At 63.0% G+C, this 13,637-nt stretch carries 9 protein-coding genes; 8 read left to right on the top strand and 1 reads right to left on the bottom strand.

Going from position 1 to position 13,637, the window contains the following annotated elements; genetic code table 11:
* Window positions 1–36: 36 nt before the first annotated feature.
* The 7 genes from ACY8GK_RS01815 (at window position 37) to ACY8GK_RS01845 (ending at window position 5,444) form a co-directional block, all read left to right on the top strand.
* Complete coding sequence (locus ACY8GK_RS01815; RefSeq protein ID WP_196176526.1) at window positions 37–1,140, top strand: protein-glutamate methylesterase/protein-glutamine glutaminase; 1,104 nt, start codon at window positions 37–39, stop codon at window positions 1,138–1,140.
* A complete protein-coding gene (locus ACY8GK_RS01820; RefSeq protein WP_196176524.1) occupies window positions 1,140–1,880 on the top strand; it encodes a flagellar motor protein in 741 nt (246 codons plus the stop codon). The genes ACY8GK_RS01815 and ACY8GK_RS01820 overlap by 1 nt, the downstream gene beginning before the upstream one ends.
* Window positions 1,881–1,882: 2 nt before the next feature.
* Complete coding sequence (gene motD / locus ACY8GK_RS01825) at window positions 1,883–2,761, top strand: flagellar motor protein MotD (protein ID WP_462402967.1); 879 nt, start codon at window positions 1,883–1,885, stop codon at window positions 2,759–2,761.
* 46 nt (window positions 2,762–2,807) lie between these two features.
* Entirely contained in the window at window positions 2,808–3,596 is a 789-nt protein-coding gene (locus ACY8GK_RS01830) for a ParA family protein (RefSeq protein WP_196176522.1), read from the top strand.
* Window positions 3,596–4,501: a CheW domain-containing protein gene (locus ACY8GK_RS01835; RefSeq protein ID WP_196176520.1), complete on the top strand. Its 906-nt coding sequence runs from the start codon at window positions 3,596–3,598 to the stop codon at window positions 4,499–4,501. Before ACY8GK_RS01830 ends, ACY8GK_RS01835 begins: the two co-directional genes overlap by 1 nt.
* Before the next feature lie 63 nt (window positions 4,502–4,564).
* Window positions 4,565–5,044, top strand: a complete 480-nt coding sequence (locus ACY8GK_RS01840; protein WP_028694511.1) for a chemotaxis protein CheW — start codon at window positions 4,565–4,567, stop codon at window positions 5,042–5,044.
* A 1-nt stretch (window position 5,045) separates the two neighbouring features.
* Window positions 5,046–5,444 carry a DUF2802 domain-containing protein gene (locus ACY8GK_RS01845; protein ID WP_196176518.1) on the top strand — a complete coding sequence of 133 codons (399 nt, stop codon included), beginning with the start codon at window positions 5,046–5,048 and terminating at the stop codon, window positions 5,442–5,444.
* A 196-nt stretch (window positions 5,445–5,640) separates the two neighbouring features.
* On the opposite strand, the gene ACY8GK_RS01850 is transcribed toward ACY8GK_RS01845, so the two are convergent.
* Window positions 5,641–8,379, bottom strand: coding sequence for a dermonecrotic toxin domain-containing protein (locus ACY8GK_RS01850; RefSeq protein WP_462402102.1), 2,739 nt, complete (start codon window positions 8,377–8,379; stop codon window positions 5,641–5,643).
* A gap of 211 nt (window positions 8,380–8,590) precedes the next feature.
* Here ACY8GK_RS01850 and ACY8GK_RS01855 point away from each other — a divergent pair, with 211 nt between their 5' ends.
* Window positions 8,591–13,621, top strand: coding sequence for an RHS repeat domain-containing protein (locus ACY8GK_RS01855; RefSeq protein WP_462402103.1), 5,031 nt, complete (start codon window positions 8,591–8,593; stop codon window positions 13,619–13,621).
* Window positions 13,622–13,637: the final 16 nt, after the last annotated feature.

Below are 13,637 nucleotides of genomic sequence, written 5' to 3' on the forward strand. Positions count from 1 at the left end.
CGCCTCCTGGCGCAGGCGCCGCCTAACGGAGTGTATATGGCAGTCAAGGTCCTGGTGGTGGATGATTCGGGTTTCTTCCGCCGCCGTGTCACGGAAATCCTCTCATCGGACCCGACGATCCAGGTGGTCGGTACCGCGACCAATGGCAAGGAAGCGATCGACCAGGCGCTGGCGCTCAAGCCCGACGTCATCACCATGGATTACGAAATGCCCATGATGGACGGCATCACCGCCGTGCGGCACATCATGCAGCGCCAGCCGACACCGGTGCTGATGTTTTCCTCGCTGACCCACGAAGGCGCCCGGGTCACCCTCGATGCGCTGGATGCCGGCGCGGTGGACTACCTGCCGAAGAACTTCGAGGACATCTCGCGCAATCCGGAGAAGGTCAAGCAGCTGCTGTGCGAAAAGGTCCACACCCTGTCGCGCAGCAACCGCCGTCCAGCGGCGCACCTGGCAGGGCCTGCCCCGGCCAGCTCCGCCAGCGCGCCCGCGATGCCCGCGGCCGCCGCGCCGGCGCGTGCGAGCATGTCCGCGCGCAGCACCGCGCCAGCCAGCGCGCCGGCGCCTCGGCGCAAGTCCTACAAGCTGGTCGCCATCGGCACCTCGACCGGCGGGCCCGTGGCCCTGCAGCGGGTCCTGACCCAGCTGCCAGCCAGCTTCCCGGCGCCGATCGTGCTGGTCCAGCACATGCCGGCAGCCTTTACCAAGGCGTTCGCCGAACGCCTCGACAAGCTGTGCCGGATCCGCGTCAAGGAAGCCGAGGACGGCGATGTGCTGCGTCCCGGCCTGGCCCTGCTGGCGCCGGGCGGCAAGCAGATGATGGTCGATGGGCGCGGCACGGTGAAGATCCTGCCTGGTGACGAGCGGCTGAACTACAAGCCATGCGTGGACATCACCTTCGGCTCGGCAGCCAAAAGCTATGGCGACAAGGTACTGTCGGTGGTGCTCACTGGCATGGGCGCTGACGGGCGCGAGGGTGCGCGACTGCTCAAGCAGGCTGGCAGCACCGTGTGGGCCCAGGACGAAGCCAGCTGCGTCATCTATGGCATGCCCATGGCCATCGTCAAGGCCAACCTGGCCGATGCGGTGTATGGCCTGGACGATATCGGCAGGCATCTGATGGAGGCCTGCGTCTGATGGACGTGCTGAGCCTGATCGGTCTGCTATTGGCATTCGTCGCCATCGTCGGTGGGAATTTCCTCGAGGGCGGGCATGTCTCGGCCTTGGTCAATGGCCCAGCGGCACTGATCGTGCTCGGCGGCACCCTGGCCGCCTCGCTGCTGCAGTCGCCTTTGTCGGCGTTCAAGCGGGCCTTGCAGATTCTGCGCTGGATCGTCTTTCCCCCGCCGGTGGACCTGGCTGGCGGTATCGAGCGAGTGGTCAACTGGAGCCTGACCGCGCGCAAGGAGGGCCTGCTGGGCCTGGAGGGGATGGCCGAGGCCGAACCCGACCCCTACGCCCGCAAGGGCTTGCAGTTGCTGGTCGACGGCGCCGAGCCCGAGGCCATTCGCAGCATCCTCGAAGTCGACTTCCTGACCCAGGAGGGGCGTGACATCCAGGCTGCCAAGGTGTTCGAGAGCATGGGCGGCTATGCCCCGACCATCGGTATCATCGGCGCGGTCATGGGCCTGATCCATGTCATGGGCAACCTGGCCGACCCGGCGCAGTTGGGCAACGGTATCGCCGTGGCGTTCGTCGCCACCATTTATGGCGTGGCCAGCGCCAACCTGGTGCTGCTGCCGATCGCCAACAAGCTCAAGGCCGTCGTCTTGCGCCAGTCCCGCTACCGCGAAATGCTCCTCGAAGGCCTGCTGTCGATCGCCGAAGGCGAGAACCCACGCTCGATCGAGCTCAAGCTGCAAGGCTTCATGGAATGACCCTGCGCCGTCGTCGCCACGCCGAGGAAACCGGCAATCACGAGCGCTGGCTGGTGTCGTATGCCGACTTCATCACCCTGCTGTTCGCGTTCTTCGTGGTGATGTACTCGATTTCCTCGGTCAACGAAGGCAAGTACAAGGTCATTTCCCAAGCCCTGCTGGGCGTGTTCAACGACCCCGAGCGCAGCGTGAAGCCGATCCCGATCGGCGAAGAGCAGCCACTGAGCGTCAGGCCCGCCGAACCACTAGTCAACGATAGCGAACAGACCGACGCCGCGCTGGGGCAGGCGAGCGACCCGCTCAAGAGCATCGCCGAAGACATGCGCGCGGCCTTCGGCGAGCTGATTCGCTCGGACCAGATGACCGTGCGCGGCAACGAGCTGTGGATCGAGATCGAGCTCAACTCGGCGCTGCTGTTCGGTAGCGGCGATGCGATGCCCAGCGATGTCGCGTTCGGCATCATCGAGAAGGTCGCCAGGATCCTCGGGCCGTTCGCCAACCCGGTGCATGTCGAAGGCTTCACCGATGACCAGCCGATCCGCACCGCGCAGTATCCGACCAACTGGGAGTTGTCGGCGGCGCGGGCGGCCAGCATCGTCCGCCTGCTGGCCATGGAAGGAGTCGATCCGGCGCGCCTGGCGGCGGTGGGCTATGGCGAATACCAGCCGGTGGCAGCCAACGATAGCCCCGAAGGGCGTGCGCGCAATCGGCGAGTGGTGCTGGTGATCTCCCGCAACCTCGAGGTGCGCCGCAGCCTGACCGGTTCTGGCAGCGCGCATGCCGCGCCGGATGCCGCGCTGCGCCGGGCTGGCACACAAAGTGCACCGGCAAGGCCAGCGACGGCGGAACCGGCTGGTTCCGTCAAATCTCCGTCTTTTTGAATCATTCCCGGCAAGGCAGGCTGCCGCCGGGTGGAAGCAGCGCACGATGAGAGTCTGGGCAGTAGCCAATCAGAAAGGTGGCGTCGGCAAGACCACCACCACCATAGCCCTGGCCGGTCTGCTGGCCGAGGCGGGCAAGCGCGTGCTCGTCGTCGATCTCGATCCGCACGGGTCCATGACCAGTTATTTCGGGCATGATCCCGATGCGCTGGAACACAGTTGCTACGATCTGTTCCTGCACAAGGGCCAGGTCCCCGATGGTCTGCCAGGGCAGTTGCTGCTCTCGACCAGTGACGAGCGGATTGCGTTGCTGCCGTCGAGCACAGCGCTGGCGGTGCTGGAGCGACAGTCGCCCGGACAGAGCGGGCTGGGCCTGGTGATCGCCAAGAGTCTGGCGCAATTGTGGCAGGATTTCGACTTTGCCTTGATCGACAGTCCGCCGCTGCTCGGCGTGCTGATGGTCAACGCGCTGGCAGCCAGCCAGCAGCTGGTGGTGCCGGTGCAGACCGAGTTCCTCGCGGTCAAGGGGCTCGAGCGCATGATCACCACCCTGGCGATGATCAACCGATCGCGCAAGCAGGCGCTGCCCTACCAGATCGTGCCGACCTTGTTCGATCGACGCACCCAGGCTTCCCTGGGCACCTTGAAGGTGCTGCGCGACGCCTATCCCGAACACGTCTGGCAGGGCTACATCCCGGTCGATACACGTTTGCGCGACGCCAGCCGCGCCGGAGTGACGCCTTGTCAGTACGACGCCAAGAGCCGGGGCGTCACCGCCTACCGAGCGCTGCTCAAGCATTTGCTGACCCCCCGCCCAAGCCTGCAGGTAGCCTGATGAGCCAAGCCACGCCTACCACCACGCGTCCGCAACTGGCCTTGCAGTCCTACCTGGATGGCCTGCTGCAGGAAGCCACCGAAGCGCTCGAGGTTCCGGTCGAGTCGACTCCGGCCGTCGCGCCTGCTGGCGACAGCGAATTCGAGGCGGCGGTGATCGAGGAACAGGTACGCGATGCCCGGCGTGAGCGCCCGGCGCCGCAAGCGCGGTCGATCTTCGCCGAACCGCCGCCACATGGTCTGCTGCGTGCGCTGCCGGGCCTGGCCGAAGCGGCCATCGTTGCGCCCGAGCGCGACAGCCTGGACGACGCCTGCCCGCCTCAGACGCCGGCCGGTGATGAGGCACGGCCCACCGAGCCGGTGGCCGCGCTGGCCGAGGTGCACCTGCCGAGCCCGAGCCCGGGGCCGCGCCTGCCGAGCACGCCGCACGGACGTCCAGGCTGGGCGTCCGAGCCGTTCGAGTGCCTGCTGTTCGATGTGGCCGGGTTGACGCTGGCCGTGCCGCTGGTGTGCCTGGGCTCGATCTATCCGTTGGCCGGGCAGGAGCTCACGCCGCTGTTCGGCCAGCCGGATTGGTTTCTCGGGATCCTGCCCTGCCAGGCTGGCAACCTCAAGGTCCTGGACACGGCGCGTTGGGTCATGCCCGACCGCTATCGGGAAGATTTCCGCCAAGGCCTGCAGTACGTGATTTCGGTCCAGGGCTATGAATGGGGGCTGGCGGTACACCAGGTCAGCCGTTCGCTGCGCCTGGACCCCAGCGAGATCAAGTGGCGCGGCCAGCGCGGCCAGCGGCCCTGGCTGGCGGGCACGGTGATCGAGCACATGTGTGCATTGCTCGATGTCGCCGAGCTGGCCGAACTCATCGCCAGCGGCGCCGTCAAGCAGATGCAGCTGGCCAGACAATGAGCGATCGCGTCCGTCGCGATCACGATGAACATACCGCCATAGGCGAATTTCGAGGGTAGGGGAATGAAGAAGTCGTCAGCACAAGGTTCCGAGGATCCGATCCTGCAGTGGGTCACTTTCCGCCTGGACAACGAGTCCTATGGCATCAACGTCATGCAGGTACAGGAAGTGCTGCGCTACACCGAGATCGCGCCGGTCCCGGGGGCGCCGAGCTATGTACTGGGCATCATCAACCTGCGCGGCAACGTGGTTACGGTGATCGATACGCGCCAGCGCTTCGGCCTGATGCCGACCGAAGTCACCGACAACACCCGTATCGTGATCATCGAGGCGGACAAGCAAGTGGTCGGGATCCTGGTCGACAGCGTGGCCGAGGTGGTCTACCTGCGCCAGTCGGAGATCGAGACCGCGCCCAACGTCGGCAACGACGAATCGGCCAAGTTCATCCAGGGCGTGTGCAACAAGAATGGCGAGCTGTTGATCCTGGTCGAGCTGGACAAGATGATGACCGAGGAAGAATGGTCCGAGCTGGAGAACATCTGAGTTGATCTTCGAAGCTGGCCTGCTTTTCCTCGCGCTGCTCTGGGCTGGCAGCGTCTGGGCGTTCCTCAACCATGCCAAGCGCCAGCGTGAACTGGCCGTGCAGCAGGCATTGGGCGATGCCCTGCGCGACCAGCGCATCAAGGACCTGGCCAAGCGTCTGGACGACTACCAGAGCGTGACCGTGCGCATGGGCGAGCGCCTGCATGAGCTGCGCCTGCTGGTCGAGCCGTTGCCGGAGAAGCTGCAGCAGCTGGAGCAGCGCGATCCCGGCAGCGTGACCTACCAGCAGGCAGCCAAATTGGTCGGCATGGGCGCCAGCGTCGAGGAACTGACCCAGGCCTGCGGGCTGAGCCGGGCGGAGGCACAGTTGATCAGCAAGCTTTACCAAGGCGAGGCCTAGCCTGGCCAGACGCTGTCGCCTGTCGGATCCCGAGGCCGCTGCGCGCCTATTGCGGTCGGTCCGGTGCCCCGGCGGCGGCCGCTCCACATCCCTGCAAGCAGCCCCGCTGGCGCCACAAGCACGGCCCTCGTGGAGCGGGCCCAGGATCCGTCCGGCCACGCCTGCGCTGCTCCTGCCGGCCGATCGGCGTGCACCCTCACACTTCCCGCCAACTATGCGCGCTCCCGACCTGTGCCGCCCGGTCCAGCGGCAGGTGCGCCGCCAGCATGTCGTTGAACCAGCGCAGGTTCACTACCGTATGCGCATCCTTCACCGGCGCTACCATCAGCACGCAGATCTCCCGGAGTTGTCGCAGCCAGGGCAGGCGACGGTCGATCACGTCGTTGAGCAGCCCGGGCCCGGTCAGATGGCTGAGCCGCCGGGCATAGTCGGCGAAGGCGAGCGGATCCTGCTCGGCATCCGGCCTGCTGCGATAGAACGTCGCATCGCCTTGGTAACGCAGCTGCATCTCTTCGAGGATGGCATCGAGTGTCGGATTGCCCGGATGGCTGCCGATCATGCTGCTGTTGTACTTGAAGTAGAGTCCGAGCTGGTCGTTGGACACCGGTGGGGCCAGGATCAGGCTGTCGAGGCTGGTGCGCAGCGGCAGGTCGGCCAGTCGCGCGCGCGGGCCGGCAGCGGTGGCCGACACCAGCAATTGGTCATCGGCGTCCAGGTACAGCCCGCCCAGCTGTCTGAGCAGCTGGATGCGCAGGATATCGCATGCCGAGCTGAAATTGCTGGCGCCGGTACCGCTGACGTTGAGCGCGGCCTGGTATTGGGCGAAGCACGGCGAGACGGTGAAATCCCGGTAGAACTCCTGATCTTCCAGTGCCAGGACCTGCAAGCCGGGTGCCCGCTCGGCCAGTAGGGCGTCATTGCGCTCGAACGCTTCGGGCGACCTGCGCGAAAGAAACAGCTCGAAGCGGTAACCGCTGCCGTGCAAGGCCCGCGCATTGCTGGCCAGGGTATCGAGAAACGCCTGGTCGATGATTCGATCACCCACCCACAGGCTGGCTACCCGACGCGGGATCGGCAGGGTCTGCAATGCCTCGAATGGCGCCCGCGTGATCGGCAGATCCAGTTGCATGCCGAGCTTGCGCAGTGTGGCCATGCGTTGCGCATCATTGACCTCGCGCGGTCCTGCCTCGAGTCTGACCAGCGCCTCGGCTCGTTCGCCGCGGACGATCCAGCGTGGCGCATCGGGCACCTCGACCTCGCCGGACCTGATGAAGGCGTCGCTGGCCAGTTCGTATTCGACCGATTCTTCGACCAGCTGGCCGTCGATCAGCAAGCGGGCATGGAAACGCGGCAGCAGGTCATGTTCCACCCGCGTGGCCAGGATGCCATCGGTCGCCTCGGCATACGGGGTCGGTGGGCGGAAGGCGGCTTGGGCCGGGAGCATTTCGAGTGATTCGAACGAGTCCGACGTCTTGCTCGCGCGTGTTGCCAGATCGCGCAAGCTCGCCCAGGTGAAAAAACCGGGCCGGCGATAGGCGAACAGTAGCGCCGGCTGGGCGAAGGCTCCCACCGCAAGCGGCAAGGCGTTGAGCAGGCCAAAGGCCTGCTGTTGAACACCTTCGTTCTTGTCGGCCAGGGTCGAACCATCGACGACTCGCTCGATCCCCAGGCCGAGCTCTGCCAGGCCCCCGACGGCCAGCAATGGCGCAAGTTGCGGCACTACCAGCGCCAGGGGCATCAGCAGGTTGAGGCCGACCTTGAGGTAGCTGCCCCACCTGGCTTTTTCTATCTGATGATTGCTGACGATCTGGCTGTCGGCTTCGGCATAGGAACGTCGGCGTTGCAACTGGGCAAGATGCGCGAACAGGTCCCCCTCGATGGCTGGGCTGTAGCGATCATGGCGATATTCCACGATCTGCTGCGGATCCCAGATCCCGCTGGTGGCGAACCCTGGATGTTCGGGAGCGAAGTGATGTGCAGCCGGAAACAGGCCCAGGCCGGCCAGGGCGGTACGCAGGCCGCTGTAGTCCAGTCCGTCGGGCCAGTCCGCCGGGCTGAAGTGCTGCAGCAAGGCCGCGCGCACGGGAAATTCCCGGCATTGCCGGGCGAACCACTGCTGCAGCTGCGATACGCCAGTGAACAGCTGGAATGGTGACGAGTTGCCAGGAATGTACAGCAGCGTCACGCCAGTCGCCTGGTTGGTGATGCGCAGAATGGAAGTAGAGCTATACCCGTAGACATTGAGCATCGACAGACGCAGGTGCGCGTCGCGGCGTACCAGCCCGGCCGCCTGCCAGGCCAGTTGGCGCCCATTTTCGCCGAGGCTGCCTTCGCACACCTGCTTGTTGCAGGCCGCGATGAAAGCGATCTTCATGGCGCGCTGGTAGCGCTGCGCCTGGCGTGCCCAGTAGTGGTCCAGACTTTCCTTGAAGCGGTGATGAAAGCGCAGGCTCCAGATGAAGCCCTGGAAGTCTTCGGCTCTGATCGGCAGGCAGGTTTGCGGGCTGTAGAGCGCAGGTGTGGTGCGTCGATAGAGCCCGTTGAACACCTGATAGGGATCCGAGTTGTCGAACAGGCTGTTGGCGGCCAGGCGCTCCACCAGGCGCAGCGGGCCGGTGGGCGCATGGCCGGCCCAGCGACCGTAGTGGAAACCACCGTAGCCGGAAGCGGGCTCGCCCTGCCAGTTGCCGAGCAAGGCCGCGACCAGGTCCATCTTCTGGGTCACGATGGCGTTTTCCCGATAATGGGCGCGGCCTTCGCCCAGAGGTTCGTGCTGGTAATGCACGGTCACCACATCGATCTGCCGTGGCGATTCCCGCACCCCATGGCTGGCGAGCCAGTCTGCGAGCAAGGCCTCGGCCATCTCGTCCGGCCGCGGGAAATCGACCAGCGCCGCACGTGCCAGGCGCAGGTCCACGTAGGGGATGGAAGTCATGAGCTTGTCTCCAGAGCTTTTTCAAGGCATTGCACGGTGCGCTTTCTGAAAGACCAGAAGTGCCACATATCGCTGCTTGCCAATGGCTACCTGGCGGGCTCGGACGCCATCGGCGCCTGACAATTCTGCCAGTGGCGGGCTAGGCGTCGGCCTTCATACAGTGCGAGCCTGGAGGTGCCACGTTGACACCTCATTCGCGTGGAGATGCGCCATGAAACACAACGTAATGGGTATCGATCCTTGTGACGACGAGAATCACGAGATTTTCAACACGACCAGCCAGAAGCGCACCTTCGTCGACGCGCGCACAGGTTTGTTCGAAGTCTACGTTCCCTTGCCGACCCTCAGTTGCAACCGAGGCCTGGGGCCGGCGATCGACATGAGCCTCTTCTATACCCCGATGGTCAACAACCGAGCCGGCCTGGGCGACGGCTGGTCGTTTGCCTTCACGACATACAATGAAGACAACGGGATGCTGCGGTTGCATTCAGGTGAAGCGGTCAACGTGGAAAAAGGCAAGTCGCTCGCTCAGCTGTCCATCATCGCGTCTTGGAGTCACGAGGGAAGCTTGACTGTCAGACGTCCAAACGGCCGGGTCGAGGTCCTGTGGCGCGTTGGCGAGAGCTCCATTTATGCGCCCGTTCGTATCAGCGACGATGGCGAGAACTTTGCACATATCACATGGGCGCAAGCCAGGCATGAGGTGAACGGCCGTGCCTATAGCCAGATAAAGCTTGTCGATATTTATGACGACGTTGGGGCTGCTTTTGGCCACGTCGAGTACGAGGAGGTCAAGGACGAGCAGGTTGTCCAAATCAGCGTGAACTCGGTGGTCTACCAGTTAAACGTGAAGGAGTTCGCACTTGTCCAGGTGAGCTTGCCGCATGGCGAGCATTATGATTTCACTTACGATGACCATCCGGAGTGTGGCTGGCTGTTGAGCAAGCTGGTCACGCCTGACGGGCTGAGTGAAACCGTGGAATACAAGGATAACGGCCTGCCCTTCGAGCATGACCCCAAGCTGTCGAAGCTGCCCTGCGTCGCCAAGCATACGGTAAAGCCTGCGCACGGTGCGACCGAAGTGGCCACCACTTATAAGTATAGTCAGGCATCGCGAGATATTATCGAGGAAGATGCCTTTAGGCAGGTAAAGCGGCATATCACTCTGCATAAGCAGACGCATGACATGGCACTCAGGTCCCTGTGGATGGAGATGTCAGAGTATGAGGAATACAATGACTGGGAAAGGTGGTATGCACTGAAGAGGAAGAGCCATTTAAGGCAACTTGAAGAAATGGACGTGCCTCTTGTGCTACGGTCACCGTATTGCACGACCGTCGACTGTGCGGGTCGTATTGAAGAGATCAACTATGGGAGTGACCACCAAGTGCTCAGGACGGTCGCTTACCTGCGCTCGGATGAATCGAGGAAGCTGACGACCCGGAATAGCTTCGACCAGAATGTAATCAGGGTCGAGCGATTCGCCAGTAAAGACGGTGAGGAAAGGCTTCAGGATAAGAGCGTCACCTTCTATGAAAACCAGTTGATGGTAAAGCGAGAAACGCTTCAAGGGGTCGTCGAATGGAGCTATACGGCGGACAGTCATAAAATCGTCACGTCGTCCGGTGAGGGTGCCCTTTTCGATTTGGCCCTGTTGAAGTCCGAAAAAACCACTTATTCGGACGGTAGTTCCCTACTTGGCACGTTTGGCTATGATGCAATGAACAAGCGCCATAGTCGGCAAGGGCTACGTTACACCCGCCCTGTCAAGCGCGAACAGTCATTGTTCGACAGTCCGGACAAACTCAAGCAGACCTTCAAGTACGGTGATCAAGGGCTTGAGGAAACGGTCACGACGCAGCCTAACGGCATAACGAGAAAAAAGTCCACCACCTATATCGGCCACGCTTTCACGACAGTGACCACCGATCACATTCAAGGAAACGAAGTTTCCACTCGCCAAGTCCACAATCCCTTTACGGGCCAGCTTGTTTCTGAAACCGATGTCGACGGCAACACCTCGGAGTTCGAGTATGACCTTCAAGGTCGTCTGGTGGGTCACGTCACCTGTGCAGGAAACGAGGAGTTCATGGCGCTTACCCGATATAGCTACCCGGCCGCTGGGCGCATGGAGGTCATCGAGCCCAATGGTCTGCGCCGCGCCTTCGAGTATGATGGGCGAGGCAATGTGGTGCATGAGTATCTCGCTCCGCCGGTCAGGAAGAACGAGCAAACGGTACCGTGGAAGCTGATGCGCAAGGAAACGTTCGACGACCAGGGTCGCAGGCGTGCCACCGAACGCTTCGATTACTTGCCCCTGGCGTCCGGTGAGCAGATCGTCAGCGAGCGTCGCGACTATGAATATGATGCGTGGGGCAATGAAGCGGTTACCCGTCTTTCCACCGGGGAAGTGTTGGTCAACTGCTTCGATCCGGTGAAAAACATGCGGATCGAGCGACAAGGTGAACTCAGTGATCTTCATGGAAAGTTCACCTACTACCATGACGATGAGACGGTCAGGAAGATCGAATGGCGAGACGCCGTAGGGGCCGTTCAAAAGCTGGAGGGCTTCGTCTACTGCCGGGACGGGCTCATCGCTCGGCATGTCATCATCGAGCTGGAGACCCGGCACAACATCGACTATCGGTATGACAGTGCCGGACGGTGTATCCAGGCAGCTCATGCTTATTACCAGGTCGGTGCCAGGGTGGATCTGGAGAGCGAACTCGAACAGGCGTTGAAACCCGCGACGCGATATTCCCGCAAGCCGGTAAGTACGCGGGTCGATAGTTATGAGTTCTCGAAAGACCTAACGGTGAGCGAACCTGTCCGCGTGGAAGTCGGATATCACCTGTTGGGCGAGCGCACTTTCGATGACGCCGGACGTGTGACGTCCATTTCCCGCAATGGCTTCAAGGAAACCTACAGCTACCAGGGCAGCAGTACCGTCCCGGCCTCCAAGACCAGCGCCGATGGCAAGACGCTGAACTACACCTATTACAAGGAACTCGGCAACCGTATCGCCAGCGTCAGCGAAACTGCCAGTGGCCTGAAACAGACCTTCAGCTACGCTACGCCGTCCACCCCGGTCTCCGAGGCCAGCGAGGGCGAGCGCAGCGTTCGATCCACCCATGATGAGCAAGGCAACGTGTCGAGCTACGAGGCTCGGTTGAAGCAGCAGCTCGCCGCGGCACAGGGCAAGCAGGCGGCCGCGGCCGGGAAGACCATCACCTACCAGCGTTCCGCCGCTGGGCGCTTGATCGGTGAGACGGATGCGGGCGGTGGCAAGACCGAACTGGCGTATGACGAGCATGGCAGGCGCTTGCGCATGGAGCACCTGCATGCTGGGGGCGCCGAACGCAGTCGATTGGAGTACGTCTACGACGCCGCCGGCAGGCTGGCTGGCGAGTCCTTGAGCATTGGTCAGCCGGTGCGCGGTGGCGCCAACGCGGCGTTCAAGCACACGCTCGCCTTGAGGTGCGAATACGACCAGGAACACTGTGAAACATCGCGGACCTTCACCACCCCGCAAGGCAGCTTCCTGGTCACACGGGCCTATGATGCGGCTGGGCGCCTGGTCGATACCCAGATCAAGCAGGACGGCAAGCTCCTGGGGCGTCGCAGCTTGGGCTACGATCTGTACGGCAACCTGCAAACGTGCGAGACCTCGGGCGTCTGGCGTCCATCGACCGTCAAGGGCGAACCCATCGACACGCAGACGTTCAGCCATGACGACCGGGGCAACGTGGTCAAGTGCGTCACCTCGTTCGGCGGCAACAGCTGCACGTCCGATTTCATCTATGATGGGACGCTGCTCAAGAGGGTCAAGCACAGTCATGCAAGCATGGGAGCGAGCGGCGAGCTGACCTACGATGCAGCCGGCCGGGTCACCAAGGACCAGAACGGCAAGACCTACCAGTACGATGCCCTCGGCCGGCTGACGAAGTCGGGGAGCAGGCATTATGCCTACGACGCGCTGAGCAGGCTGATGGCCTCAGGCGAGGGGGCGGACCAGAACCAGATCATCTACGACGACCTCACCGTGCGTGGCGAGTATGGCGCCAAGGCCGACGACATGCGCCACTGCTGCCTCGACGGCACTGGCCTGTCAGTGACGAGCGTGGTCAGATCCGGCGTGAGACGCCTGCTCGTCCAGCTCAAGGACCTTGCCGGCACCGTGGTGCTGACTTGCGATCTGACGGCCGAGACGTTCGCCCACCACGCCTATACCGCCTATGGCAGCCATTGCTCGACAGAGCAGGAGGCGCTGGAAGGCTTCAATGGCGAGTACCGTGATGCCAGCAACGATCAGTATCCGCTCGGCAATGGCTACCGCTGGTACGCACCGGAGCTCATGCGCTTCCCCAGTCCCGACAGCGAGAGCCCCTTCGGCAAGGGCGGGCCCAATGCCTATGCGTACTGCGATGGCGATCCAGTCAATCGACAGGATCCTACGGGCCATCTGGGCATCTTCGCCGCCTTGGCCGTCGTGGTAGGGGCCTTCTTCATCACGTACGCGGCAGAACGGGTGGCAAGCCTGGCCATTGGCGAAAAGGCAGCATCGGTCCTGACCACTGGCATATGGGCGGGCATCGGTGTGCTCACCGCGATCGCCACCGGTGGGCTGTCATTGTGGGTCTATGCGGCAATCGTCGGCCTGTCGCTGGTCGCCTTCGGCACGGCCGTCGCCTCGGCGGTGACCTCCGATACCGACCCGAAGGCCTCGGAAATACTGGGTTGGATTTCCCTCTCCACCACGATCGCCGCAGGGGTTGTCGGGACTGCGGGCAAAGTGGCTTCGGTGGTGGCCAAGGGCATGCGCAAACTGTCCACCAAGCTGGGCGGTCGTTCCGGCAAGCCACTGGCGCACCTGCTCAGGAGCACTAGAGGGCGGGCGGCGCGTTATCGCCCCACGGTGGACGTCCAGCTCAGGAGCGAGATATCCATGGAGGAGCTGATGAGGCCGAGGGGCTCGATCGCCAACTTGGAAAACCTGATGGCCGACATGGGACATCCGTTCGTCAAGCCTCAGTCTACATGGCGCGACATCGTCGACATCGTCAGTGTCTTCGATTCCAGCGACGCCAATACCCTGATATGCACGACGACAGGCCTGATGGGCATGACCAATGTCTTCGAGTCCGAAGAGCTGTCAAAAGTCAATGGTCAGCTCAACAACGAAACATGGCTGCCATGGGGTAACTGGAAAGGGTTCTCGAAGGTCTTCAGCAGGAGGGGGTGACCGCCCTTCGTGCCAG

Source organism: Pseudomonas sp. Marseille-QA0332, from assembly GCF_054950175.1.